The following is a 26,045-nucleotide window of genomic DNA, read 5'->3' as shown; positions in this document are numbered from 1 at the left end:
TCATGCCAAATTAGGCGTCACAGTAAGCACCGATTGAAACGCTTGGGCCAAGATCACACCGACCACACCAAACACAATCAACCACAACCGGCGCTCAAGGCGTTCCATCGCGCTGTCCAAATCATCCAACCGCTTGCTCAGCATCTCAAACTGCAGCGCAGACATCCGCTCGTGCAGATTGATCCGTTGGGCAGGCAAGCAATCAAGCTCACTCACCCCAAAAGGGTCTTTGGCAAACTCATTCATCACGGGCCTCCAATTCTGCAGGCAAACCCAGCAAACGCCGCTTTTCAGCGTCACTTAGAAAATCCGCCGAACCGATGCGCGCCCATTGCTGATCGCGCTCGCCGGATAACGCAGCTACCTGATCAACGTCGGGTTTCAGCGTGACAGTGTGTGCCATCACTTGCCCCAACCAATCCGCCAATGCGGCTGTCACCCGCGTGGCCATTGGCAAAACCGTCAAGCGGTAGAACGCACGATTGGCCTCGGCGTAATTTGCATACGTCGCATCACCAGGAATACCCAACATCATCGGGGGCACACCGAACGCTGTCGCAATCTCGCGCGCAGCGGCTTCTTTGGTTTTCTGAAATTCCATATCGGACGGGCTAAACCCCATCGGCTTCCAATCCAGCCCCCCCTCAAGCAACATTGGTCGCCCCGCATTTCGCGCCCCTTGGTGATGCGTTTCCATCTCATCAACAAGACGGTCGTACTGATCCGTGGTCATCGTTCCAGACCCGTCAGCGCTTGAATACACAATCGCCCCGCTCGGACGCGCCGCGTTATCCAAAAGGCCCTTTGACCAGCGCGACGCGGCATTATGCACATCAAGTGCAGTCGCCGCGGCCTGCATCGGGCTTAACCCGTAATGATCATCGGACGGGTGGAACGATTTGATATGGCAAATCGGACCGGGCGCGCCCACATCAAAGCGGTGAACAGACCCGCCCACCGTGTAATCATACGCCACAGGCCACCCATCAGCACCGGGCACCACCCGCACCCGATCCGAACGCAGCACGTGCAATTGCTCTGCCTCGCCGCTCACCTCAACGTAGGCATTGCCCGTCAGCAGCAGCTGGCAATAAATTGCCTCCAACAACTCCGCCTGACCTTGGCCCGAATTGGGGCGCGCCAACAAAGCCAGCAATGGATGGGTATCAAAACGCTGTGACACATCTTGCAGCACCAACGGCAGAGCCGCAGCTGCCTCCGCAATCAATTTTACCGCCCGAAACCCGACAGGATTGCCCGCAAATCCGGTCCGCGTCAGCGAACCCGCATCGCGCGAAGTCCAAGCCACACCGCCACCAGACATCACCGCCGGCCTAAATGACCGCGCTTTTTGCGGGCCTTGCGGTGCACTCTTTCGAAACATATCAAAAACCATTCACTCAACTCCATGACCTCGCCCGTCCAAAAACAGCCGGTCAATACTGCCCAAAACCGCGGGCTCTTAATTTACAACAGGACCTACAAACTCACGTCACAACGTGCGCAGCCGCGGATGGCGGTACTTTGCAGCAGGCTCAATCATCACTTCGTTCAGCGCCCACACCAAAGCATCTACTCGGTCCGGCGATCCCTTGCCCTCAAAACCGCGCGTCGTCATTTGGCACATCTGTTCCTCAAGCACCTCAAGGTGGCGCACATGCCGCACACGGCCCTGCTCATAAAGCATCGCAACAGGCTCCGCCCGCGCCGCCTTGCCCCGTGACGCACGCACCCCGGCATAGGGCGCGAGCGGGTCAATCTGGCGGATCATTTGCTCTACCATGTCACCGCCTTGGTTCACTTCGGCCACGATCTTATCGGCCCCAAACTGGCGCATCGCATCCACCGCACGCGTTGCCCACGCCAGCGGAGAGGCCGCCGTCACTGTCTTGTCTGCCAACACATATGCCGTCCAATCTTGGGGTGGGCCTTGCAAATTGGCCCCAACCACAACGATCCCACACTCATCTGACCCCGCATGCCCCGTGACAGGCGGATCAACCGCCACCACCACACGGTCAAACCGGTGCACATCCCCAAGATCAACGCGCGTCACCTCAAGCATCGCCAACGACCAAAGCGCATCCTCGGCATCATCAAGCAACACACCGTCCAACTCCTGACGACCCAAACGTGTACCCGCATATCGGCGGCGCACCTCGCTTAAAAACCCTTGCGCCAAGAACCCAGCATTGGCCTCTGTTGGCGCATGGGTGGTTACCGTGCTGTCCACATCCAAAATATCCTTCAACACACCAACATTGCGCGGCGTTGTTGTGACAACCTGCTGCGGACACTCCCCAAGACGCAGTGCAAACTGCAGCATATCCCAACTTTCACGGGCTTTCTTCCACTTGGCCAACTCGTCTACCCAAGCACCGTCAAATTGTGGACCGCGCAGGCTTTCGGGCTCAGAGGCAGAAAAACACTGTGCCTCGGCCCCATTTGGCCAAACCAGTTTGCGTTTTGAGGCCAACCATTCTGGCTTACGATCTGGCGGAGAACACGCCAGAATTCCGCTGTCACCAAACACCATCACATCGCGCACTTGGTCATAGGTTTCCCCGATCAACGCCAAACGCTTGGCCTTGCCCGAATGAAGCGGCAAACTGCCCTCCACCTGACTGCGCACCCATTCAGCACCGGCGCGGGTTTTGCCCGCACCCCGCCCGCCCATGATCACCCACGTCCGCCAATCAGCCCCTTTGGGCGTATAGGCAGGCGGTAATTGGTGATCATGGGCCCACATCTCGAAAATATACGGCAAAGCCCGCAAATCGTCTTCGGTCAACGTGTCAAGGAACGCGCCTTGCACGGCAACATCGGCGGAGCTTAGCCAAACGGCCAGCGATCTCAGATCGTCGGGCATCGAAATCGATATCGTGTTCGGTGATGCGGTCGCGTCGCTTAAGCTCATCATCTCGCAATCGTCCTCGTTCTGCGATCACGGCATCCCGGGCCTTCATGAGGCCACTCAAATGGGTGGACAGACCCTTGGCCCCATCCATCTCGCCGCTCTCAATTTTCCGTAATGCCGCCTCGATAAATCGCTCATAGCGGCTCATTTGATCCAACGCTGCAGCCAAACTATCTTCCGTCTGGTCAAACGCGTCATGGTTCATGTTGCTCATAATTTGCTGCCTATGTTTGGGTGTTACCCCCTCCACAGACCGAAAAAGTGTTGTAGGACCCTGACTTTTACCAGCCGTTCATCCTAAGCAGTCTCTCCTAGCTATGGCCAAGTTATACCTTCAAAAAGAGCCAAAAGTCAAAGTTTCCAAGGCGGGGGGACGCAACACCCCACCGCGCGATATACTTAATTTTTCGTAAAGAAACAGAGAGTTAACCGTCACCTCGCCTTTAAAATAAGGCACGCAGCAAGGCCCAAAGCTTAGTTGGCGTTGCGCTCTGCTTCGATCTTGCGCCACTTGGCAACATTGGCGTTATGCTCATCAAGGGTACGCGCAAACGCGTGCCCACCGGTGCCATCGGCCACAAAGAACAACAAATCAGTACTCTCAGGGTTCAACGCCGCCTCAATGCTGGCCCTTCCCGGGTTAGCAATGGGCGTCGGCGGCAAGGCCGGAATGACATAAGTGTTCCAAGGGGTCTCGGCGCGCAACTCACTGCGGCGCAGCCCGCGGCCCAAAATCCCCTCACCCTTGGTGATGCCGTAGATCACCGTAGGGTCCGTCTGAAGACGCATCCCGCGTTTCAAACGATTGGTAAAAACACTGGCCACCTGACCGCGCTCTTCTGCAACCGCGGTCTCTTTTTCAATAATGGAAGCAAGGATCAACGCCTCTTGAGGTGTCTCAACTTCCACGTCATCCGCACGCTCGGCCCAAGCCTGCGCCAGAATACGTTCCTGACGGGCGGCCATATCCGCTAGAATCTCGTTCCGGTCCTGACCTTTGCTGATCTCATAGCTGTCGGGCGCAAGGCCTCCCTCAGACGGAACAGCGGCGATCTCACCGCTCAGAAAATCAATGTTGTTGAGCGCCTCAACAATGGTCCAGCTGGTCACACCTTCCGCAACCGCAAAACGGATCAACGTGTCAGAGGCATCCAACGCGGCGGTGTAGACAGGATCAACAGGCTCTACTTGTGGCTCAAACCGCGCCTGTTCAACATAGCGGTTGGTGGCGGGATCAAGCTCACGGACTTGTACTTGCTTACGTGTCACGCCGACGCGAAACACCACTTCGGTACCGCATGTATTGCGCCCACCGCGTGTCACCACATCAACGATCTGCTCCATGGAAGCGCCCGCCTCAATCAAGAACGAACCTGCCTTCAGCTGGGACGCCTTCTCGGAATAATCCGCCCCAAGCCGGAAAATGCGCGCATTACTCACAGCACCCTGCTCAGCAAGATCGGCACTTACCGATCCCATCGACGCACCCGACGGCACTTGCAAACAAATCGCCTCAGCGAGCGGCCCGCCCTCTTTATACTGTGACGTTCCCCAAACGATCACCCCGCCCACAAGGAACAGGATCACAATCGCCAATGTCAGCGCATTAGAAACGACGTGCCGCCACATGGCTTAGCGCACCTTACCCATGATCAGGCTGGCGTTTGTACCACCGAACCCAAACGAGTTAGAGAGCACTGTCTCAATCTTGCGCTCACGCTTTTCTGGCCCAATCAGATCAATCGTATGCTCACAGTCCACATTCTCAAGGTTGAGAGTGGGCGGCGCCACTTGATCGCGGATCGCCAGGATACAGAAAATCGCCTCAACCGCACCGGCTGCGCCCAGCAAATGGCCAATGGCCGACTTGGTTGATGACATGGAACACTCAGACGCCGCATCCCCCAGAACACGCTCAACCGCGCCCAGTTCAATGGTGTCGGCCATCGTGGATGTGCCGTGGGCGTTGACGTAATCAATCTCGCTTGGGGCAATGCCCGCACGCTTTACGGCTGCACGCATCGCCCGCTCGGCCCCCTCGTGGTTGGGGGGCGGCGCAGTGATGTGGTGCGCGTCGCCTGACAGGCCATAGCCCAAGATTTCAGCATAAATCTTGGCACCGCGTGCCTTTGCATGCTCATATTCTTCCAGAACAACAACGCCCGCACCCTCACCCATGACAAACCCGTCACGGTCCGCGTCCCAAGGACGGCTGGCTTTGGTTGGATCATCTGCGCGCTTGGTCGACAGCGCCTTACACGCGTTAAAACCCGCAACGCCAATCTCGGAAATGGGGCTTTCAGCACCACCAGCAACCATCACGTCTGCATCATCAAGCGCAATCAAACGGGCCGCGTCACCAATGGCGTGCGCACCGGTTGAACAGGCTGTCACAACCGCGTGGTTGGGACCTTTCAGACCGTATTTGATGCTGACTTGCCCACTGACCAAGTTGATCAGGGCACCGGGAATAAAGAAAGGCGACACGCGGCGCGGGCCTTTTTCCTTCAGCAACACGGCTGTATCAGCGATCGAATTCAACCCACCAATGCCAGACCCGATCATCACACCCGTGCGGAAACGGTCGTCATCGCTCTCAGGTACCCAACCAGAATCGGCAATCGCTTGGTCCGCCGCTGCAACGCCGTACAAGATGAAGTCATCAATTTTGCGCTGTTCTTTGGGGGGCATATACGCATCAGCGTTGAAATCGCCCTCTCCCTCGCCGCGCGGCACTTCGCAGGCGTAGGTCGTGCCAAGATGGCTGGCGTCAAATTTCGTGATGGGGCCGGCACCGGATTGCCCGTCAAGCAGACGTGACCACGTCACATCCACACCGTCGCCAAGCGGCGAAACCATTCCAAGACCTGTAACAACGACACGGCGCATCGGTTTTCCCCCAATTTAGTACTGCCTATGGTGGCTACCACATACCGCGCCACAACACTCAGGGGCAAGGGCTTGCGCACCAATCAGCGCCCTACCGCTCCACCTTTTTTACAAAAACAGCCCTAAAACGCGAAACGGCGCCCCAATTGGAGCGCCGTTTGCTATCTTGCAGCTCCCGCAATTGCGGGGCGCGAAGCGTGCCTTAGGCAGCTTCTGTGATGAATTTCACTGCATCGCCGAAAGACTGGATGGTTTCAGCAGCGTCGTCTGGGATCTCAATGCCAAACTCTTCTTCGAACGCCATAACCAGCTCAACTGTGTCCAAGCTGTCTGCGCCAAGATCATCGATGAAAGACGCGTTTTCTACAACTTTGTCTTCTTCAACACCCAGGTGCTCAACAACAATTTTCTTTACTCGATCTGCAACGTCGCTCATGGCAATCCTCGTCTTTAATATCGTCCTGTTAGGACCTTGGTCTAATGCCTAATTTCTAAGGCCCATAAGGAGAGCGACATTGCCGACCCTCCCTTCTCATGGCGCGACTTACCACAATTTCATGATAAGGCAAACGCTTTCGATAACGCTGGGTAAAGCAGTAAATAGCCCCACCGCAGAGCCTAGTACATGGCCATGCCGCCGTTCACATGCAAGGTCGCACCAGTCATATATCCAGCCTCAGCGCTCGCCAGATAGAGCACCGCCGCACCGATTTCGGCAGCGTCGCCCATGCGGCCTGCAGGAACGTTTGTCAAAATGCCCGATTTTTGATCATCAGTCAGTTTATCGGTCATCGCCGTGGTAATAAATCCGGGTGCCACGCAATTCACGGTGATCCCGCGGGACGCAACTTCATAGGCGAGTGACTTTGACATGCCGACCATACCAGCTTTTGACGCCGCATAGTTTGCCTGTCCCGGGTTGCCCGTACTGCCCACAACAGAGCTGATGTTGATGATCCGACCCCAACGCGCCTTCATCATGCCGCGGATCGCACCTTTGCACAGGCGCATGGTGCTGGTCAGGTTTACATCAAGCACGCTCAGCCATTCTTCTTCCGACATGCGCATGAAAAGATTGTCGCGTGTGATCCCTGCATTGTTAACCAAGATATCAACAGAACCCATCGCATCGGCAGCTTGCTTTGGTAGGGCTGTCACAGCCTCTGCATCAGACAAGTTGCACGGCAAAACATGGGCGCGTTCACCCAGCTCATCCGCCAATGCTTGGAGCGGCTCAACACGGGTGCCAGACAGGCCAACTGTGGCGCCCGCAGCGTGAAGCGTTCTTGCAATTTCACCACCAATACCACCGGAAGCACCAGTTATAAGGGCACATTTACCAGACAAATCGAACATTTTAAGTCTCCTCCGCGCGCTTAGGCGGTTTTCAGTTTTGCAATATCATCAGGGGTGCCAACAGCGGCACAGGCGATGTCGCGGTTGATGCGGCGCACCATGCCAGACAGTGCTTTGCCCGCACCAATTTCCCACATCTCGGTAACTCCTTGGTTCCCCATCCACGCCACGCTTTCGCGCCAGCGCACAGAGCCCGTTACCTGCTCAACCAGCAATTCGCGGATGCGCGCGGGGTCCGTAACGGCCTCGGCCAAAACATTCGCCACCAGCGGCACCTTGGGGGCGGAAACATCGACCCGCGCCAAAGCATCGGCCATCACATCCGCTGCGGGCTGCATCAACGCACAATGGAACGGTGCGCTGACCGGCAACAGCACGGCACGTTTTGCGCCCTTTTCCTTGGCGATTTCAACTGCGCGCTCCACGGCCGCCTTGTGCCCCGAAACCACAACTTGGCCCGGATCATTGTCATTTGCCGCCTGACACACTTCGCCGTCACCGGCCTCAGCTGCCTCTTTGGCCACGGCTTGGGCCGTTTCAAAATCAAGACCAAGCAAGGCCGCCATCGCGCCTAATCCAACTGGCACGGCTTTTTGCATGGCCTCGCCGCGGGTGCGCAACAAACGTGCCGTATCTGCAATGCTAATTGCACCAGACGCGGCCAGTGCAGAATATTCCCCAAGGGAGTGACCAGCCACAAAACTGGCGTCAGAAATATCAAAACCTTCTGTTTCCAATGCCTTGAAGGCCGCAATTGATGTTGCCATCAACGCAGGCTGCGCATTATGGGTCAACGTCAGCTCTTGCTGATCACCTTCCCAAATCAATGTCGACAGCGACTCGCCCAAGGCCGTGTCTACTTCTTCAAAAACCGCACGCGCTGCAGGATATGCATCTGCCAGCGCTTTACCCATTCCGATGGTTTGTGCACCTTGTCCGGGGAAAATAAATGCTCTGCTCATGGTTGTCTCCACATTATGTTGACTGAGTGTCTAAACCGCGCACACATATTGTTCAACGATGGAGAGTTGCCCGCCCTGCACTTCCCTGTACCCTCACCTGTAATTTGTTATGACCAAGGAACGTCCCATGCTGTCCAACACCGCCAGCCACTACGGCACCATCACCAAACTGTTTCACTGGACCATTGCCCTTGGCATCTTTTTGGTGATCCCGCTTGGTATCTACGGCAACAATCTGGCCCACGCCATTGAGGCCAACGGCGCCGATGCGCAAACCGTGGCCCGCGCTGCGTTCGTGTTTAGCCTGCACAAAACCATCGGCCTTACGATTTTGTTCACTGCCCTTGCGCGCATCGCGTGGGCCATCAGCCAACCAAAGCCGGAGGCATTAAAGGGAGATAGAAAGGCCGAACATTGGCTGGCCAGTATGATCCACTGGTTGCTTTACGGCTCGCTCGTGTTGGTGCCCGTGACAGGTTGGATCCACCACGCGGCGACATCCGGTTTTGCGCCCATCTGGTGGCCCTTTGGACAGGACCTGCCGTTTGTGCCCAAATCTGACAGCACCGCACATCTATTCGAAGGCCTGCACGTTGTGTTTGAGCGGGTGCTGGTTGCCAGCCTCTTGCTGCACATCGCCGGCGCGCTGAAACATCACGTGCTCGACAAAGACGCCACCCTGCGCCGCATGTGGTTCGGCACAACCGCAGTCGGCCCCCGCCCGCAACAACACAGCGCAAAAACAGCCATCCTTGGGGCGCTTGCGGTTTGGGTTATCGCGCTTGGGATCGGCCAAAGCCTTGGGCTTTATCGCAGCGACGCGGGTCAAACCACCGCAGCACTTGAAAGCGTTGCAAGCGACTGGACGGTTCAGTCCGGCGAAATCAGCATCGCCGTGACACAATTCGGCAGCGAGACTAATGGCAGTTTCAGCGACTGGACAAGCGCGATCACCTTCGATGAGACCGCCAGAACCGGCAGCGTCACAACCACCATCAATATCGCGTCGCTCAGCATCGGATCCGTCACGTCCCAAGCGCTCGGGGCGGAGTATTTTGACGCTGCCACCCACCCGACGGCCATTTATGAAGGGCAGATCAGCCATATTGAGGCGGATCAATACGCCTCAACCGGCACGCTCACTCTTAAGGGGCAAAGCATTCCGGTTCAGTTTACGTTTGATCTGACCATCGTGGACGGGCTTGCCACAATGTCGGGCACAACACGCCTTGATCGCACCGATTTTGGCATCGGTGCGGCCGACGAAGGCACGTTGGGCTTTGGTGTGGATGTATCGCTGAACCTAACGGCCGCGCGCTAAGTTACTGATATCCCAGCTGTTCGCGCATAAATGCCAGCGCAACAGATAACCCGTCAGGGGCAATTCCGTGGGCTGTGCCGTTCATCACATGGGCGAACACATCACGGAATTTCGCCGCCTGAAGGCCCTCAACCGCCGCAGGAAGAGACTGCACAGGCACAACGTCATCTTCATCACCGTGTACCAACAAAACAGGAAAGTGGCTCTCGACCTCATCGGGCAGAGTATCCGGCTCAAGCAAGCGACCAGAAAAGCCAACCACGCCCGCAACTGCATCTTCGCGGCGCGGCATCACGTGAAGCGCCATCATCGTCCCTTGGCTGAACCCAAGCACGACCACTTGCTCGGGCAACAAATCATTATCGACCATGATCCCGTCAAGAAACGCATTCAAATCATCTGCCGCTTGAAACAACCCTGCGCGGCTTTCTTCCTCACTTGATCCGTCAATCCACGGGATCGGAAACCACTGACGGCCCATCGGTGCGCCATCACACTCTTGCGGGGCGTCCGGACTGATGAACATCGTGTCGGGCATATGCTCCGCCAACGGGTCCGCAAGGCCAATCAAATCAGCACCGTTCGCCCCGTAGCCGTGCAAAAACACCACCGCACTGCGTAAATCACCAGAGTGCGGCGCGCGCACTTTTGCATCCAAAACCCGTGTCATGAGATCCCATCCCTTTGCTTTTCAACATGGTAGTATGCCCACAAGAGCCGCGCTGCAACCGCGCGCCAAGGGGCCCATCCAGCTGCGATATCGCGCATCGCGCGCTCGGTTGGGCGGGACGGCAACTCAAACAACAACCGCGTCGCCTCCTGAAGCGCCAAATCGCCGTGGGCAAATACATCCGCGTGCCCCAACGAGAACATCACATAAATCTCCGCCGTCCAGGGCCCAATGCCAGGCACGGCAACCAAAGTGCGCACCACATCGTCTGATGGTGCCGCCCGAAGGGCATCATAGTCCAGCCGCGCATCGGCTAATGCCTTGAGATATTTAACTTTCTGACGGCTTAATCCGCAGGCGCGCATCTCATCTTCTGTCGCGGTGCGCACAGTTGTGGGATCAGCCAAACCACCTGCCACACACTTCGCCTCAATCGCGCGGGCCGCCGCCACACTGACTTGCTGGCCCACTATTGCAGACATCAGGGCCGCAAATCCGTCAGGCTTGCGCCTAAGCGGTAAAGGCGCGGTCATGGCCAAGGCGGGCGCAAAACGGGGCTCAATCTTGATCAACTCTTGGGCGCCAAAGGCGACATCTTCCAAAGTTTCAATCAAGGTGATCAACACGCCCTCACCCAATCAAGGGCTGCCTCGATCGTATCAACTTTTGGCGCATCCGGTTGTGGGGGCCGTTCAATCATCGCAACGGGCAGTCCCAACAGCGCCGCTGCATCCAGTTTAGACCGGCTAGCCGTGCCGCCTGCATTTTTCACCACCAATAAATCCACCCCGAGTGCCTCAAATAACTCCACTTCGCGCCCCACTGAAAACGGAGGCCGCCCAATGCAATACTCACCGCCCTCAAAGGGAAATGGCGAGGTGGGCGGATCAATCTGGCGGCAAATCACGCGGTGCCCTTCAAGGTTGGCAAACCGTTCAAGGGTCTGACGTCCGGTGGCTAAAAACACAGTCGACGGCGTCTTGTTGAGCAATCCTAGGACATCTGTCTCATCGCGGATATGGTGCCATTGATCCCCTGCCTGCGCTGTCCATGCGGGTCTTAAGTATTGCATATACTTCAAACCCTTATGGGCTGAAACTAATGCAGATCTATGAGATATCCGACTGGCAAATGGGTGCGTTGCATCCAAAATATGTGTGATCTTTTCACGCGCAAGATACTCGCAAAACCCGTCTTCGCCCCCGAACCCACCAATGCGCGTCGGAAGCGCCAACGGTTTTGCCTGACGGGTCGCCCCCGCAAGGGATGCCACCGCGTTAACGCCCATTTTATACAGCGCATCCGCCAAAACCCGCCCTTCGCCAGAGCCCGCAAGCAACAAGACTTTCATGGTCTGTCTCCGGCGCGCGCAAGGATTTTTCCTGCGCGGTCAATCAGCACCACATCACTTGTAATACCTGAACCACGAAGCTGTTTTTGTATTTGGACCTGCGCTGTTTCCGCGGCCCATTCCGCAACAGCTGGCCCCGCAATTTCATAGGCTTCAAGCGCCGTATTTGCGCCTTTAATAGATTCATTATCAATAGCTTGTGATAAGGAATTAAAGTCAACCTGCGAGCGTCCAGAATGCAAATCAACCGCGCCTTGCGCCAGCTTCACCAGCTTTCCTATGCCACCACCAATCGTGATGTGCGGGACGTTGGTTTTGGCAAGGTATTTCAACAGACCACCCGAAAAATCACCCATGTCGAGCATCCCGTGATCAGGCAATCCATACAGCTGTTGCACCACTTTTTCAGAGGTCGCGCCCGTGCACCCCGCCACATGGGGCATCCCTTCGGCAACGGCCACATCAATACCGCGGTGAATGCTCGCGATCCACGCGGCACAGCTGAACGGGCGCACAACGCCCGTGGTGCCCAGAATCGAAATACCGCCCACAATGCCAAGGCGGGGGTTCCATGTTTTTTGTGCAATCGCCGCACCATCTGGCACAGAAATGGTGATCCGGACATCTGTCCGCCAGCCGATTTCGGCAACCACCTCATCCATCATCGCGCGTGGCACCGGATTAATCGCAGGCTCTCCCACCGCAATCGGCAGACCCGCCTTGGTCACATGTCCAACCCCCTCGCCCGCATGAAAGCTGACGCCGTTTCCACCAAGCTCGACCCGCGCTTTGATCAACGCACCATGGGTCACGTCCGGATCATCACCTGCATCCTTGATAATGCCCGCCTCGGCCCAGCCTTCGCCAACGGCAGTTGTTTCAAGGGCAAAAACAGGTGTCTCACCTTTAGGTAAAGTGATTGAGACAGTGTCTCCCCACGTCCCGTCCCGCAGCCGCAGCAGCGCCGCTTTCACCGCAGCGGTCGCACATGCGCCTGTGGTCCAGCCGCGCCGCAACGGTCCTGTTGGTTTTCGTGCCATTGCTGTGAAACGTCCCTTTGCCTTGGTGCCGACTATATCAGCGCATTTCGCGCCGCCAAGCGGGTATGTAATGTCGCATTACCGCTTCATGTTTGCGAATTTGCGCGCCATAAGTTGCATATGACCGACTCTATGTTGCCTCCACTAACGTCCAAAAACTGGCCCGCGCTTGAGCCGGGTTGGGTGTGGTTGTGTGGTGCGGGCCCAGGTGACCCGGGTCTGCTGACGCTGCATGCGCTCAATGCGCTTCGACAGGCAGATGTGGTGATTTATGACGCGCTGGTTCAAGAGGCGATTTTGGAATGGGCGCCGCAGGCCGAGCATATCTACGCAGGCAAGCGCGGCGGAAAACCTTCAGCAAAACAACGCGATATCTCGCTTCGGTTGGTTGACCTTGCCCGTGCAGGCAAACGTGTTCTGCGTCTTAAGGGCGGTGATCCGTTCGTATTTGGGCGCGGCGGTGAAGAAGCACAGACCCTTGTGCAGCACGGCATCCCGATCCGCATTATCCCCGGCATTTCTGCGGGCATCGGCGGGCTGGCCTATGCAGGCATTCCTGTTACGCACCGGGACGTTAACCAATCTGTGACCTTCGTGACCGGCCATGATCAATCGGGTAACACGCCCTCCTCGCTGAATTGGCGCGCCATCGCCCAAGGCAGTCAGGTCATCGTGATTTACATGGGCATGAAGCACATCGCCCGCATCGCCGCCGAGCTGATGGAAGGCGGTCGCAGCGCCCATGAACCCGTTGGCATCGTCACAACGGCCACAACGGACGCGCAGCAGGTGCTTGAGACGACCCTCAGCACAATGGAAGCCGACATCGCCGCCGCCGGTCTTGAGCCCCCTGCAATCATCTGTATCGGTGAGGCCGTTCGCATGCGCCAAGTCCTTGATTGGCAAGGCCAAATAGCGGGCGAGCCGGTGCGTGACATGGACCCGCTCGGCCGTGGTCGCCCCGCAGAAAGCGCATAGGGGGACAGATGTCCGCCGCCTCGTCTTTCGCCCCAAACAACACTGGCTTTATGATTGCCGCGCCAAGCTCCGGGGCAGGTAAAACAACGCTAACGCTGGCTATTTTGCGCGCCTTGGCCCGCAAAGGCCCCGTCAGGGGGGCGAAATGCGGACCTGATTACATCGACCCGCAGTTTCATTCCGCCGCAACAGGACGCGCGTGTTTCAACCTTGATGGCTGGGCGATGGCGGACACCTGTCTTATGGTGCGCGCACAAAGTGACCCCGCCCCGTTGATCGTAGAAGGCGCGATGGGCCTTTTTGACGGGGAACTGCCCCACGCTAAGGGTAGCGCCGCGCGGGTTGCAAAAACCTTGGGGCTGCCAGTGGTTTTGATTGTAGATGCCGCGAAAACCGCGCAAAGCGTTGCCGCCGTGGTCCGCGGGATGATGCTTCACGATCCGGACGTCCAAATTGCAGCGGTGATCTTGAACCGTGTTGGTTCCGACAAACACCGCAGGATGATTGAAAGTGCGTGGGCCGACTTGCCGCCCATCATCGGCGCCGTGCCGCGCAGCGGACAGCTGTCTCACCCTTCGCGCCATTTGGGCTTGGTCCAAGCAGATGAGCGCGCGGACCTTACCGAATGGCTCGATGCGCTCGCGGATACGGCAGAGGCGCATATTGACCTCAGCGCGCTGCCTTTTGCGCCGCTTGCTAAGGCACCCCACGCAGCTGCAAAAACCATCAGACCGCCCGCACAACGTATCGCTATCGCCCAAGATGCGGCGTTTCGATTTGCCTATCCCCACATGTTGCAGGAATGGCGCGCAGCCGGTGCGCAGATCACACCGTTTTCGCCCCTGCAAAATGAGGTGGTGCCTGAGGCGGATTTCGTTTTCCTGCCCGGCGGCTATCCCGAACTTTATGCGGGAAAACTCGCCGCCAATGCGGCCTTCATAAATAGCCTTAAGAGCGCCTCACAAACAACTGATATATATGGTGAATGTGGTGGCTATATGCTACTTGGTGCAGGCCTGATTGATGCGGATGGAACGCGCCATCAAATGGCGGGTCTTCTGGATCTGGAAACGTCGTTTCAGCACCGCAAACTGCATCTGGGATACCGCTCTCTAACGCCGCTCACCCCTCAAACCACAGGCCTTTTTGCAGACCGTAGCGCCGCATCACTGCCCGCCCACGAGTTTCACTACGCCACCACATTACGCGCAAATGGCACACCGCTTTTTGGCGCAAAAGACAGCGAAGGCACATCTTTCAGCCACATGGGGTTAATTGAGGGTCGCGTTTGTGGTTCTTTTGCGCATATTATCGAGTTCAACACCTAAGTAAGGCCCCCTGACATGACCACCTCCGCCCCGACCTCGGCCATTGCATCTGACGCATTGGCCAAACGAAACGTTGCCGTTTTGGTGTTGTGCCAAGCGGTCATGGGCGCGCAAATCCCTCTGGTGTTTGTGGTGGCGGGACTGGCGGGGCAACAGCTGTCGCCTTATGCGTGCCTTGCGACATTGCCCGTTTCAATGGTGGTTTTGGGGTCCATGACCACGGCACCTTGGCTGTCGAACGTGATGCAAACATATGGCCGTCGCGTAGGCTTTGTAATTGGCACACTTGGCGGGATGGCCGGCGCAGGTATTGCTGCGTGGGGTCTGACGCTTGACAGTTTTCTCGTCTTTTTGTTCGGCAGCTACCTGACCGGTATCTATATGAGCGCAAACGGTTTTTACCGCTTCGCCGCAGCTGATACTGCTTCTGAAAGCTTCCGTCCCAAGGCGATTTCCTATGTGATGGCAGGTGGTCTGGCCAGTGCTATCATCGGCCCACAACTGGTCAGCTTCATCACAGCCGCCGACCCCGATCAGACCGTTATGCGCTTTTTCAATGTCTACGTGGCCGCAGCACTTTTGAATGCTGTAGGGTTGGTGCTTTTCTTTGCGCTGAAAATCCCGAAACCGCCAAAGCCCGCCACAGGTGCCGAGGCTGGTCGCAGCCGCGCAGAACTGTTGCGTGACCCGACGATCGCCGTGGCGATCATCTGTGGCATGGTTACATATTCGTTAATGAACCTTGTGATGACCTCAACTCCATTGGCCGTTGTGGGCTGCGGATATTCCACGTCTGACGCGTCAAACGTGGTGACAAGCCACGTGCTTGCCATGTTCGCCCCATCGTTTTTCACGGGCCATGTGATCGCGCGCTTTGGTGCCAAGAAAGTTGTTGCCTTGGGCCTTGTCATACTTGGGTTTGCGGGCGTCGTAGCCCTTACCGGAGTGGAACTGCTGAACTTCTACGCAGCGTTGGTGTTGCTTGGGATCGGTTGGAACTTTGGCTTTATCGGCGCAACAGCCATGCTTGCATCCGCCCACAGCCCCCAAGAACGCGGACGCGTGCAAGGCATGAATGATGCCATCGTTTTCGGATGCGTGACGCTTGCCTCGCTTGCGTCGGGCGGCTTGATGAACTGTTCAGGCGGTGACGTTGTGGAAGGTTGGAGCGCTGTTAACGTCGCGATGGTGCCATTTCTGGCGCTGGCCGGCGGTGCCCTTGTCTGGCTGATGCGCAGGCCCGCTGTTGCGGCCTAAAACGCACCCCGCGCGCTCAGCACCATCAGGCGGAGTTTACGCGCAAAGGGGCTTTCGTCAAGCTGCCCTTCTATGACACGTTCGGGAATTTCGCGCGCCGCACGCAGGGTCGCCTCGGCCCGCCAGCCGCTGCGCAAAACCGCGCGCGCAGGGGCGGACACGTGTCTCAAATTACTCTTGGCGTGCTTCATGTCGGACAGCGCCCGTTCAGCCAAATCGCGTACACCTTGGGGCGTGCCGTCCACCAGTGGAATACGCCCGCGGTCTTGAAGCTGCGGGATCGCGCGCAGCCAAGTAGCCACCCCAACCCCGAAACCATAGCGCAGGACATCTGTCCGCGTGTCTTCGGACACTTGTCCGCAAAGCCGGACAGCTGTCCATAACAACAGCCCCGAAGTATCTTCGATATAGCCATCAAAGGCGGCCATGTCCTCGAATGCGTCTGTGTAGACATCCCACCGCCTCGCGGCGACAAGCGCGTCCAGATCATCCGCCGCACGTGGATCAAGCACGGGGCCAAGGGCATCAACCACCTCATGACGGCGACCGCGCCCTTGGCCGATCTCTTCTAAAGCGTCGCGCCACCACTGTAGCCGCATTTCAGCAATCATAGGTTCTTTGGTGACCCACGGCGCGCGACTTACCTCAATATTGAAGGCATAAAGCGGAAAACACACACGGCGCACCGCCACCGGAGCAGACATAAGGGCCGCAAAACGGTCCGGATCAGCGCGCTCAACAAGGGCCGCACAGCTTTCAAACGACATCGCGCACCAGCTTCCAATTCACCGCATCCAGCAACGCTTCAAAACTTGCGTCCACGATATTTGCAGACACCCCAACCGTAGACCAGCGGTTGCCGCCGCTGTCTTCGCTGTCGATGACAACACGGGTCACGGCCTCGGTGCCGCCTTGGGTGATGCGTACTTTGAAATCCACCAACCGAATATCGTCAATCAGCGTCTGATAAGGCCCAAGGTCTTTGGCCAATGCCTTGGCAAGCGCGTTAACCGGCCCACGGTCACTGCCCGTTTCATCCATAGATTCCGACACCGACAGCATCTTTTGCCCATCGACTTTAACAACCACCACCGCCTCAGAGAGGCTGACCATCTTGTTACGCTTGTTTTTGCGCCGCTCGACCGTGACTTTGTAGCGTTTGACCTCAAAAAACTCTGGCGCTTGGCCAAGTTCGCGGCGCGCAAGCAACTCAAAGCTGGCCTGCGCCGTGTCGAACGAGTAGCCCGCGTCTTCGCGTTCTTTCACACGGTCCAAAATGCGCCCCAACGCAGGGTCATCTTTGGCAACCTCAAGTCCCATATCCCCAAGCCGCTTGCGCAGATTTGACTGCCCCGCTTGGTTCGACATGGGGATCACGCGCGCGTTGCCGACAACGGCAGGATCCACGTGCTCATAGGTTGCGGGGTTTTTCAAAATGGCGCTGGCGTGCAGACCCGCCTTGTGGGCAAAGGCTGATGCACCAACGAAAGCGGCCTGTCTTGCGGGCACGCGGTTCAAGATATCATCCAGCATCCGCGACGCCTTGGTCAGGCCTTTCAACGCATCGACTGAGACACCTGTCCGGAACGCGCTGGCATAGGGTTCTTTCAGCAGCAGAATGGGCAAAAGCGTGGTTAGGTTTGCATTGCCACACCGCTCACCCAAGCCGTTGAGCGTGCCTTGAATTTGACGCGCCCCCGCATCAACGGCCGCCAAAGTATTCGCCACGGCGTTTTCGGTGTCGTTATGGGTGTGAATCCCCAGTTTATCACCGGGGATACCCGCTTTGATGACCTCGGCAGTGATGCGCGCCACATCTTGGGGCAGACTACCGCCGTTGGTGTCACACAAAACAACCCACCGCGCGCCTGCCTCAATCGCCGCATGCAAACACCCAAGCGCATAGGCCGGATCGGCCAAATACCCGTCAAAGAAATGCTCTGCATCCAGCAGCGCCTCGCGCCCTTGGGACACGATATGGGCAATGCTGTCCGCGATATTGGCAAGGTTTTCCTCAAGGGTGATGCCAAGCGCGTCTGTCACATGAAACGCGCTGGTTTTACCCACAAGGCACACGGCGCCCGTGCCCGCGTTCAAAACACCCGCAAGTACCTCATCATTCGCGGCCGAGCGCCCTGCCCGTTTGGTCATCCCAAAGGCCGTCATCTGCGCTTTGGTTTGGGGCGCTGCATCGAAAAACGCGCTGTCAGTGGGGTTCGCACCGGGCCAACCGCCCTCGATATAATCAACGCCCAGATCATCAAGAACAGCGGCGATGTGCTGTTTTTCGTGGGTGTGAAACTGCACCCCTTGGGTCTGTTGTCCGTCGCGCAGGGTTGTGTCGTAGATATAGAGCCGTTCGGTCATAGCAGCTCCTCAAGCGTTGCTGCATCAAAGCCCAGAGGCGCGCTTAGGCTGACGCCCGCTTTTGACATTTGCACCTGAATACCAGCGGCCAAGAGTTTGGTCTTGAGCGCGTCTACGGCCCCGAAATCCTTGGTTTCCATGGCCTGTGTCCGCAGCGCTGACAGCCGCGCCTCAAGTGCGGACAAATCAACTTTGTCACCGGCCTCATCCACCTCCAGCAAGCCCAAGAACTGCGCCGATGCTTTCAACGCTGCACCCTCACCCGCAGAGGCCAAGCGGTGCAATTCTGCAATGGCTCCCGCAGTGTTCAGATCATCCCCAAGAGCTTCGATTACCACCGCGGACACCTGTCCACCGTCCGCCGCAAGCCCGCGCCATTTCGCGAGGGTTTTTTCCGCATCAGCACGCTTTTTCTCAGTCCAGTCCATCGGTTTGCGGTAATGCGTCGACAGCATCACAAACCGAATGACCTCGCCAGATACCCCTTGGTCCAGCAAGTCTTTTACCGTGAAGAAATTGCCCAACGATTTGGACATTTTCTTACCTTCAACTTGCAGCATCTCGTTGTGCAGCCACACTTTTGCGAACCCGTGACCGGCACAACAGCTTTGCGCGATCTCGTTTTCATGGTGGGGGAATTGCAGGTCGTTGCCACCGCCGTGGATATCAAATTCAGCGCCCAAAAGATCATGGGCCATGGCAGAACATTCGATGTGCCAGCCAGGTCTGCCGCGCCCCCACGGGCTGTCCCAACCGGGCGTTTGCGCATCCGATGGTTTCCACAGCACAAAGTCCATCGGGTTACGTTTGTAAGGCGCCACTTCAACACGCGCGCCAGCAATCATATCATCAACAGACCGCCCCGAAAGCGCGCCATATTCCGCATAGCTTTCGACCGCAAAAAGCACATGGCCCTCTGCCGCGTAGGCATGACCCGATGCGATCAAGCCTTCAATCATGTCAACCATTTGCGGGATATACTGGGTGGCACGAGGGGCTGCATCAGGCTCCAGCGCGCCAAGTGCGCCCATGTCGCTTAGAAACCAGCTAATTGTCTCATCCGTAATGTCGCCAATGGCGCGGCCCGTTGCGGCCGCTTTGGCGTTAATCTTGTCATCTACGTCAGTGAAATTACGCACGTATTTGACACAATCCGCCCCATATGTGTGGCGCAGCACACGGTAGAGCACGTCAAAGACCACGACGGGACGCGCGTTCCCCAAATGCGCACGATCATAGACCGTGGGACCGCATACATACATCCGCACATTTTGCGGGTCGATCGGCGTGAACGGGGCTTTTTCACGGCGCTTGGTATCATAGAGCGTAATCGTCATGGGATGCTTCCTGCGGTCTGTCGGGGCGGGCTTATCATTGCAATGCGGACGCGCCAAGAGCCTTGCAGACCCAGATGAAAGCTGCCGCCGCGTGCCGCGTAAATTCCGGTTGACCCGCACTGCACTCTCTGGCCCACATAGGGTATGAAATTATCAAACCGCATTAGCACCCTGACGGGCGACGGCGACGATGGGTGGGCGCTTTTGTACCGCGCCCGTGCGCTCAAAGCCGCTGGAACTGAAATTATCGACCTTACCATCGGTGAGCACGACATCCGCACGGACCCAAGCATTCTGGCCGCCATGAACGAAAGCGCCAAGGGCGGTCACACGGGCTATGCCAGCGTGCCTGGTACCAAACCGCTGCGCGACGCAGTTGCCGCACGGGTCAGCGCGCGGACAGGTGTCCCCACGACCCGCGACAACGTTTTGATCACCCCCGGCGGCCAATCCGCCCTGTTTGCAGCCCACCACGCGTGCTGCGACGAAGGCGACACCGCCGCCTATATCGAGCCCTATTACGCCACGTATCCCGGCACGATCCGCACAGTTGGTGCGATCCCGCGCGCCGTGCCTGTTCAGGCGGACAACGGCTTTCAACCAACCGCAACGGATCTGGCGGCAGCACGCGGTGCGCGCAGCTTGCTGATCAACACCCCCAACAACCCGACGGGCGTTATCTATACCCGACAAACCATTGAAACCATTGCGCAAACAGTCCTTGAAAACGACATGTGGCTGATCAGCGACGAGGTTTATGACACCCAAATCTGGCGCGGTGAACATCTGTCTCCCCGCGCGGTTGACGGCATGGCAGCGCGTACTTTGGTGGTTGGTTCTATGTCGAAATCCCACGCCATGACCGGCAGCCGTATCGGCTGGGTCATCGCCGATGCGCCGGTCATTGAACATCTTCGCGATCTGGCGACGCACACCACATACGGCGTGGCGGGCTTTATCCAAGACGCAGCACATTTCGCCCTGACCGATGATCCGGAGCTTGAACGGCGCGTGGGCGCCCCGTTTGAGCGGCGCCGCAAAATTGCGATGGATATTCTGGGCGCGCAAAACACAGTGCGCCTTATCCCCAGTGACGGCGCGATGTACCTGATGCTCGACATTCGTGGCACGGGGTTAAGCGGCGACAGCTTTGCCAACACCTTGCTGGATCATCACAACATTGCGGTCATGCCGGGCGAGAGTTTCGGCCAAGCGGCAGCGGGTCATGTCAGAGTTGCGATGACTGTGGATGATGGTGCGCTGGCCGAAGCGCTAAAGACACTTTGCGCATTTGCCGCTGACTTTTTGCCTGAGCAATAACAGCACCCTATGCGGTGAAGTTAAAGCTAATCTATGGCCGCCAGTTAGTCGCGGCCATAGGTACTTACCCCTCGGCGCGCTCTGCCAGTTCAAGCCATTCTTCTTCAGCCTGCGCTAAAAGCTGTTGCCGCTCAACCAGACCTTCGGTCGCTTTGGCAAACTTCACAGGTTCGGCTGTATAAAGATCAGGCTGCGCCAGATACGCCTCAAGCTTTGCGATCTCAGCATTCAGGCGGTCAATCTCGGCGGGCAGCGCCTCAAGGCGGTGCTTTTGCGTGAAACTTAGTGCCTCAACGGGTTTCGCAGCGGGCTCAGGCGTGGTTGTTTTTGATGCTTGTTTTGCTTGCGGCGCTGACGCCTCAACGCTTGCGGCAACGGCGCTGCGCTGACTTTGATAATCGCTCCAACCACCGGCATAGACAGTCGCGCGGCCATCGCCCTCCATTGCGATTGTGGTGCTGGCAACACGGTCCAAAAAGTCACGGTCGTGGCTGACCAGCAAGACCGTGCCATCGTATTCCCCAAGCAAATCTTGCATCAAATCAAGGGTTTCAACGTCCAAATCGTTGGTCGGCTCGTCCAAGACCAGCACATTAGATGAGCGCGCCATGATTTTAGCCAGCAAAAGCCGTGCTTTTTCACCCCCCGAAAGCGAGCGAACAGGCGCGCGGGCCTGACGTTCATCAAAAAGGAAATCCTTGAGGTAGCCAATCACGTGTCGCGGCTCGCCGCGCACCATAACTTGGTCTGCTTTACCCGAAACAGCCATATCTTTGTCGCCTGTCAGGCTGTCCCAAAGGGTCATATCCGGATCCAGCTGAGCACGGCTTTGGTCAAAAATTGCCAACTCAAGATTAGTGCCCAACTTGATCTGTCCCTCATCGGGAGACACTTGTCCGGTCAGCATGTTAAGCAGCGTCGTTTTGCCCGCACCATTCGGCCCCACAAAAGCAATACGGTCTTTGCGTTGGATCGTAAGCGAGAAGTCCTTGAGGATTAGCTTGTCGCCGTAACGCTTTGAAATGCCGATAGATTCCATAACTTTTTTACCAGATGTCGGCCCCGCCTCAAGCGCCATCGCGGCACCGCCTTGGCGTTTGATCATACCCGCACGGTCGGCGCGCAATTCCTGCAACGCACGTACACGGCCCTGGTTGCGTTTGCGCCGCGCCGAGATGCCTTCAACGGCCCAACGGGCCTCGGCCTTGATCTTGCGGTCCAGCTTGTGGCGCTGCATGTCCTCTTCTTCCCACGTGGCGTCGCGCCATTGCTCAAACGCGTCAAAGCCCTTTTCCTGACGGCGCACTGCACCACGGTCAATCCACAGGGTTGCGCGGGTCAAAGCACGCAAAAACGCACGGTCGTGCGAGATCAGCACAAACGCCGCACGGGTTTGTTTCAGTTCGGCCTCAAGCCACGCGATCGCCTCAATATCAAGGTGGTTCGTCGGCTCGTCCAACAGCATTAACTCGGGCGCTTCAGCCATAAGTTTGGCCAAGGCCGCACGGCGGCGCTCTCCGCCCGATGCAGTGGCCACATCGCCGTCGGGGTTAAACTTCAACCCTTCTGCAACCATGTCCACTTTGTAGCTTTCAGACGGGTCGAGCGCGCTGGTGGCGTAATCACCCAATGTGGCAAACCCCTCCATCGTGGGGTCTTGCTCCATGTATCCCACGCTGACGCCGGGGCTTGTCACGCACGCGCCTGTGTCTTGTTCGACCAAACCCGCCATGACTTTCATCAAGGTAGATTTGCCAGAGCCATTTCGCCCCACCAACGCTACGCGGTCTGCGGGATGAACCAGAAGACCCAGTTCGGAGAAGACAGGCTCGCCGCCAAAAGTCAGCGAGATGTCAGAGAGTTGTAAAAGGGGTGCACGTGCCATGGGGAGCAGCTATGTGCGTGCGGCCGCCGCGTCAACATGATCTTGCATCACGCCCAACTGTCCGCCAGCCGTTTGCGCGCCTCGGGCACATCGGCCACGCGCAGCGCAGTGAAAACATGGGTGGTCTTCATATGCGGATCAATCACCGCATGATCCCCGATCCAACCGCCCATCATAAGGTAGGTCCGCAAAAGCGGTGGCACATCTGTGGGGCGCGGAACTTGGCCAGTTGGCGTCAGTGAGGCCAGAGCCACTGCCTTACCACCTGCGATCTGACCCGCCTGCCCATCCAATAACACCGGCGCGCCATGCCCCTGACGGCCATGTTTGGCAAAAAGGTGGCAAAGCACATCCGTGTGGCGCGCAATCTCTGTGCCTTCAAAGCTTGAACAACCAATGATCACATCCACATCTGCGGCACGCACCAACTGGGCCAGCGCCCCCCAAGCGCGGCGCAACACATCCGCGTTTTGTACATCCGGATCCACGCAAACACGGCCCAATTCAAGCACCGTATCGCCGCGCTCTGCAAAGGGGCGCAAATCGTAAAAGCCGCCTGTGTAGCTGTCTGCGTAGCTTGCCGCACCTTGGGGCGTGGTCACTGGCTGCAACACACGGGTTCGAAAGCCCCCAACAATGCGGCCGTCTTGTTGATGATCCACCACAACATGATGCTGGGACAGGGCATCAAACGGGTCTGCATCAATGCCCGCACTGCCAAAGAACGCGCGGTGGCGCAGGGCCTGCAATGCGCGCAGTTCTGCAGGTCCTGATGCAGGCCGCGCGATAAAACGCGGCGCGCTGCGCGTTTGCGGCGCAGGGCTGAGCGGTTCATCAAAAGATGCGTCGCGGGGTTGCATGTGTTCGACCCTCCTTGGCGAAGCAGCCCGCTCACCCTATGTCTGTTGCAAGCGAAGGTCATCACCAAACATTGCCCACCCCCAAACGCCCTCGTTCAAGGAGACAGCCCATGGATAAAGTCATCAAAACCGACGCGGAATGGCGCGCGCAACTTAATGATCTTGAGTATAAAGTGCTGCGCAAACACGGCACAGAGCGCGCGGGCAGCAACGAAAACTTCCCCAAGGACGATGGTATTTACCTGTGCAAAGGCTGCGGCGCGCCGCTTTTTGATCAAGCCCACAAGTTTGAAAGCGGCACGGGATGGCCATCCTTTTACCAACCGATTGATGCAGAAATGGTCGGTGAAAAATCAGACAACAGCTTTTTCATGCGCCGCACAGAAGTACACTGCGCGCGCTGTGACGGGCATTTGGGCCATGTTTTCCCTGACGGGCCTGCGCCAACAGGCCTGCGCTATTGTATCAACGGCGTATCCCTGTCTTTTCACGCCGAAGACGAGGCCTGACCCGACGTGAGCACCTCCACCGCACCGCTTGTCCGCCCCGCAACCGCCGCTGACATGGCTGCTGTGACGCAAATCTACGCCCATGAGGTGCTGCACGGGCTTGCCACATTTGAAGAAACACCCCCCGATGAAGCGGAGATGACCAGCCGCTTTGATGCCCTGCGCGCGGGGGGATTTCCCTATTTGGTGGCTGAAATTGATGGGGTGGTCATGGGATACGCATATGCGGGCCCATACAGGGTGCGCCCTGCCTATCGTCATTCTATCGAATCGTCTGTCTACGTGGATGCGGCCGCCCGTGGGCGCGGTGTGGGGCGTGCGTTGCTTGCGGCCTTAGTCGCGGCCTGTGAAGATAAAGAATGGTCACAAATGGTGGCCGTCATAGGGAACAGCGAAAATCACGGCTCAATCCAGCTGCACGCAGGACGCGGATTCCACCTGACCGGCACGCTTCAGGCTGTGGGCTTTAAGCTGGGTCAATGGGTAGACACGGTGATTATGCAACGTGCATTGCGCAATACACTGGACAAATAATGCGGTTTGCCGGGGTTTAAGCGTCGTCCAGCAGTGATCCTGCATCAAGATTGCCCAAGTTACCCAACAGCTGACGCAAGAAGCTTACGCCCTCGATGTTGCTGTCTGTGACGCGCCGCGACAGGGCCACCACTTGGCCGTCCTCAAGCGTAAACCGCTCGATGTTGCTGACCACGCCGTCTGCGTCTGTGCTGATTGCCACAACTTCGCGGTCAATCTCGCTTGGGGCTTGGTAGGCATAAAGGCGGAACTGGCTTTGAACGTAATAGATACCGCTGTCCGTGCGCACACCGCCTGTTGTGGGCGGGCCAAAGCGTTCAATCACAGAATCGCGCGTATCAACCCCAACAGCCACTTCGGCCAGATCCCCATCAGTAGGTGCGTACCCGTGGTTGCGAAACCGTTCGGAACACGCCGTAACCGTGAAAACAGCGGCTGCGATGACTGTGGCTTTGAAAAGATGCATAACCAGTGTGACCCTTTATCCGAGCGCGCGTGGGTTGGCGTTCTGTGTTAATAGACCTATATCGGCACACTCGAGTGTTCAAGAATGGAAATCCCGATGACTGCGCCAGACCAGCCTACCCCACCCGCGGCCCATATTTTGCGACTGTCAGAATTGGCCTCGCGCAAGCCCACGCATTTTACCGTCACGCCCACAGGTGCGGATCACGACGCGCTGTTGGCTGATCTGCGCGCCGATCTTGGGGTGGAGAGCCTTCGCAAAGTACGCCTTGAGGGGAAAATCACCCCAAAAGGCAAAAACGACTGGCATTTGACCGCACAGTTTGGCGCGACCGTTACGCAGCCCTGCGTGGCAACGCTTGAGCCCGTGACCACCCGCATCGATGAGCCGCTTGAGCGGATTTACACGGCAAACCCACCCGCCGTTGATGAAGCCACGGAAATTGAGATGCCCGAGGACGACCGGATTGAGCCCCTGCCAGAAGCGGTTGATCTGATGCATGTCTTGTTCGAAGCGCTGACCCTGTCGGTGCCGGCATTTCCGCGCATCGAAGGCTCAGTTCCAGTGAAAATTGCGGTGACTGAACCCGAAAAAGAAGCCATGACCGACGAGCAGGCAAAGCCGTTCGCGGGGCTTGCGGATTTGCTTAAGGGCACCAAAGACTAACGCGTTTTTTTAGGGGATGAAACCTGCCCCCT

Annotated in this window: 27 protein-coding genes; 8 read left to right on the top strand and 19 right to left on the bottom strand. The window is 57.5% G+C overall.

Annotation, left to right across the window (positions count from 1 at the left end; genetic code table 11):
- The 9 genes from OLX08_RS00950 to fabD form a co-directional block, all read right to left on the bottom strand.
- Complete coding sequence (locus OLX08_RS00950) at positions 1-246, bottom strand: hypothetical protein (protein ID WP_334065794.1); 246 nt, start codon at positions 244-246, stop codon at positions 1-3.
- On the bottom strand, positions 239-1,396 hold the full coding sequence (locus OLX08_RS00945) for a phage portal protein (RefSeq protein ID WP_391481902.1): 1,158 nt from the start codon (positions 1,394-1,396) through the stop codon (positions 239-241). The genes OLX08_RS00950 and OLX08_RS00945 overlap by 8 nt, the downstream gene beginning before the upstream one ends.
- Positions 1,397-1,492: 96 nt before the next feature.
- On the bottom strand, positions 1,493-2,869 hold the full coding sequence (locus tag OLX08_RS00940) for a DNA-packaging protein (protein WP_391481900.1): 1,377 nt from the start codon (positions 2,867-2,869) through the stop codon (positions 1,493-1,495).
- Complete coding sequence (locus OLX08_RS00935) at positions 2,796-3,131, bottom strand: hypothetical protein (RefSeq protein ID WP_048597409.1); 336 nt, start codon at positions 3,129-3,131, stop codon at positions 2,796-2,798. The genes OLX08_RS00940 and OLX08_RS00935 overlap by 74 nt, the downstream gene beginning before the upstream one ends.
- Before the next feature lie 260 nt (positions 3,132-3,391).
- Entirely contained in the window at positions 3,392-4,546 is a 1,155-nt protein-coding gene (mltG, locus tag OLX08_RS00930) for an endolytic transglycosylase MltG (protein ID WP_391481898.1), read from the bottom strand.
- 3 nt (positions 4,547-4,549) lie between these two features.
- Positions 4,550-5,806: a beta-ketoacyl-ACP synthase II gene (fabF, locus tag OLX08_RS00925; RefSeq protein WP_048597407.1), complete on the bottom strand. Its 1,257-nt coding sequence runs from the start codon at positions 5,804-5,806 to the stop codon at positions 4,550-4,552.
- Positions 5,807-6,008: 202 nt separating this feature from the next.
- Positions 6,009-6,242 (bottom strand): acyl carrier protein, encoded by a 234-nt coding sequence (locus tag OLX08_RS00920; protein WP_048597406.1) that lies wholly within the window; start codon positions 6,240-6,242, stop codon positions 6,009-6,011.
- A 182-nt stretch (positions 6,243-6,424) separates the two neighbouring features.
- On the bottom strand, positions 6,425-7,162 hold the full coding sequence (gene fabG / locus OLX08_RS00915; protein WP_391481895.1) for a 3-oxoacyl-[acyl-carrier-protein] reductase: 738 nt from the start codon (positions 7,160-7,162) through the stop codon (positions 6,425-6,427).
- A 20-nt stretch (positions 7,163-7,182) separates the two neighbouring features.
- A complete protein-coding gene (fabD, locus tag OLX08_RS00910; RefSeq protein ID WP_391481894.1) occupies positions 7,183-8,124 on the bottom strand; it encodes an ACP S-malonyltransferase in 942 nt (313 codons plus the stop codon).
- Between the two features lie 127 nt (positions 8,125-8,251).
- Between fabD and OLX08_RS00905 the strand changes: the two genes are divergently transcribed.
- Positions 8,252-9,445: a cytochrome b/b6 domain-containing protein gene (locus OLX08_RS00905; RefSeq protein WP_391481892.1), complete on the top strand. Its 1,194-nt coding sequence runs from the start codon at positions 8,252-8,254 to the stop codon at positions 9,443-9,445.
- Position 9,446: 1 nt separating this feature from the next.
- On the opposite strand, the gene OLX08_RS00900 is transcribed toward OLX08_RS00905, so the two are convergent.
- The 4 genes from OLX08_RS00900 to OLX08_RS00885 are packed head-to-tail and all read right to left on the bottom strand — an operon-like array spanning position 9,447 to position 12,506.
- Positions 9,447-10,115, bottom strand: a complete 669-nt coding sequence (locus OLX08_RS00900; RefSeq protein ID WP_048597402.1) for an alpha/beta hydrolase — start codon at positions 10,113-10,115, stop codon at positions 9,447-9,449.
- Complete coding sequence (locus OLX08_RS00895; protein WP_391481890.1) at positions 10,112-10,741, bottom strand: DNA-3-methyladenine glycosylase family protein; 630 nt, start codon at positions 10,739-10,741, stop codon at positions 10,112-10,114. The genes OLX08_RS00900 and OLX08_RS00895 overlap by 4 nt, the downstream gene beginning before the upstream one ends.
- The gene (locus OLX08_RS00890; protein WP_391481888.1) at positions 10,735-11,466 is read right to left on the bottom strand and encodes a cobalt-precorrin-6A reductase; all 732 of its coding nucleotides are present in this window, start codon (positions 11,464-11,466) and stop codon (positions 10,735-10,737) included. The genes OLX08_RS00895 and OLX08_RS00890 overlap by 7 nt, the downstream gene beginning before the upstream one ends.
- Complete coding sequence (locus tag OLX08_RS00885; RefSeq protein WP_391481887.1) at positions 11,463-12,506, bottom strand: cobalt-precorrin-5B (C(1))-methyltransferase; 1,044 nt, start codon at positions 12,504-12,506, stop codon at positions 11,463-11,465. The genes OLX08_RS00890 and OLX08_RS00885 overlap by 4 nt, the downstream gene beginning before the upstream one ends.
- Before the next feature lie 120 nt (positions 12,507-12,626).
- Between OLX08_RS00885 and cobA the strand changes: the two genes are divergently transcribed.
- The 3 genes from cobA to OLX08_RS00870 are packed head-to-tail and all read left to right on the top strand — an operon-like array spanning position 12,627 to position 16,069.
- Complete coding sequence (gene cobA / locus OLX08_RS00880; RefSeq protein WP_048597398.1) at positions 12,627-13,484, top strand: uroporphyrinogen-III C-methyltransferase; 858 nt, start codon at positions 12,627-12,629, stop codon at positions 13,482-13,484.
- Between the two features lie 8 nt (positions 13,485-13,492).
- Positions 13,493-14,812, top strand: a complete 1,320-nt coding sequence (locus OLX08_RS00875) for a cobyrinate a,c-diamide synthase (protein WP_391481885.1) — start codon at positions 13,493-13,495, stop codon at positions 14,810-14,812.
- Between the two features lie 15 nt (positions 14,813-14,827).
- The gene (locus OLX08_RS00870; protein ID WP_341246761.1) at positions 14,828-16,069 is read left to right on the top strand and encodes an MFS transporter; all 1,242 of its coding nucleotides are present in this window, start codon (positions 14,828-14,830) and stop codon (positions 16,067-16,069) included.
- On the opposite strand, the gene OLX08_RS00865 is transcribed toward OLX08_RS00870, so the two are convergent.
- The 3 genes from OLX08_RS00865 to cysS are packed head-to-tail and all read right to left on the bottom strand — an operon-like array spanning position 16,066 to position 19,773.
- Positions 16,066-16,836 (bottom strand): squalene/phytoene synthase family protein, encoded by a 771-nt coding sequence (locus tag OLX08_RS00865; protein ID WP_391481882.1) that lies wholly within the window; start codon positions 16,834-16,836, stop codon positions 16,066-16,068. The genes OLX08_RS00870 and OLX08_RS00865 overlap by 4 nt on opposite strands.
- Positions 16,826-18,436: a citramalate synthase gene (gene cimA, locus OLX08_RS00860; protein WP_391481881.1), complete on the bottom strand. Its 1,611-nt coding sequence runs from the start codon at positions 18,434-18,436 to the stop codon at positions 16,826-16,828. Before cimA ends, OLX08_RS00865 begins: the two co-directional genes overlap by 11 nt.
- On the bottom strand, positions 18,433-19,773 hold the full coding sequence (cysS, locus tag OLX08_RS00855) for a cysteine--tRNA ligase (protein ID WP_391481879.1): 1,341 nt from the start codon (positions 19,771-19,773) through the stop codon (positions 18,433-18,435). Before cysS ends, cimA begins: the two co-directional genes overlap by 4 nt.
- A 144-nt stretch (positions 19,774-19,917) precedes the next feature.
- Between cysS and OLX08_RS00850 the strand changes: the two genes are divergently transcribed.
- The gene (locus OLX08_RS00850; protein WP_391481877.1) at positions 19,918-21,093 is read left to right on the top strand and encodes a pyridoxal phosphate-dependent aminotransferase; all 1,176 of its coding nucleotides are present in this window, start codon (positions 19,918-19,920) and stop codon (positions 21,091-21,093) included.
- Between the two features lie 64 nt (positions 21,094-21,157).
- On the opposite strand, the gene OLX08_RS00845 is transcribed toward OLX08_RS00850, so the two are convergent.
- Entirely contained in the window at positions 21,158-22,978 is a 1,821-nt protein-coding gene (locus OLX08_RS00845) for an ABC-F family ATP-binding cassette domain-containing protein (RefSeq protein ID WP_391481876.1), read from the bottom strand.
- A 47-nt stretch (positions 22,979-23,025) separates the two neighbouring features.
- The gene (locus OLX08_RS00840; RefSeq protein ID WP_391481874.1) at positions 23,026-23,838 is read right to left on the bottom strand and encodes a GNAT family N-acetyltransferase; all 813 of its coding nucleotides are present in this window, start codon (positions 23,836-23,838) and stop codon (positions 23,026-23,028) included.
- Between the two features lie 110 nt (positions 23,839-23,948).
- On the opposite strand from OLX08_RS00840, the gene msrB reads away from it, so the two are divergent.
- Together msrB and OLX08_RS00830 are read left to right on the top strand one after the other, a co-directional pair.
- Positions 23,949-24,347, top strand: coding sequence for a peptide-methionine (R)-S-oxide reductase MsrB (gene msrB, locus OLX08_RS00835; RefSeq protein ID WP_341246755.1), 399 nt, complete (start codon positions 23,949-23,951; stop codon positions 24,345-24,347).
- 6 nt (positions 24,348-24,353) lie between these two features.
- Positions 24,354-24,881, top strand: a complete 528-nt coding sequence (locus OLX08_RS00830; RefSeq protein ID WP_391481871.1) for a GNAT family N-acetyltransferase — start codon at positions 24,354-24,356, stop codon at positions 24,879-24,881.
- Positions 24,882-24,897: 16 nt separating this feature from the next.
- On the opposite strand, the gene OLX08_RS00825 is transcribed toward OLX08_RS00830, so the two are convergent.
- Complete coding sequence (locus OLX08_RS00825; protein ID WP_048597388.1) at positions 24,898-25,347, bottom strand: outer membrane protein assembly factor BamE; 450 nt, start codon at positions 25,345-25,347, stop codon at positions 24,898-24,900.
- Positions 25,348-25,443: 96 nt separating this feature from the next.
- Here OLX08_RS00825 and OLX08_RS00820 point away from each other — a divergent pair, with 96 nt between their 5' ends.
- Positions 25,444-26,013 carry a YceD family protein gene (locus OLX08_RS00820; RefSeq protein WP_391481869.1) on the top strand — a complete coding sequence of 190 codons (570 nt, stop codon included), beginning with the start codon at positions 25,444-25,446 and terminating at the stop codon, positions 26,011-26,013.
- Positions 26,014-26,045: the final 32 nt, after the last annotated feature.

This window comes from Nereida ignava, from assembly GCF_047114695.1.
GTDB lineage: Bacteria > Pseudomonadota > Alphaproteobacteria > Rhodobacterales > Rhodobacteraceae > Nereida > Nereida ignava.
The sequence above is the reverse complement of the archived record's forward strand: the minus strand, read 5'-3'. Positions and strand labels throughout refer to the sequence as shown.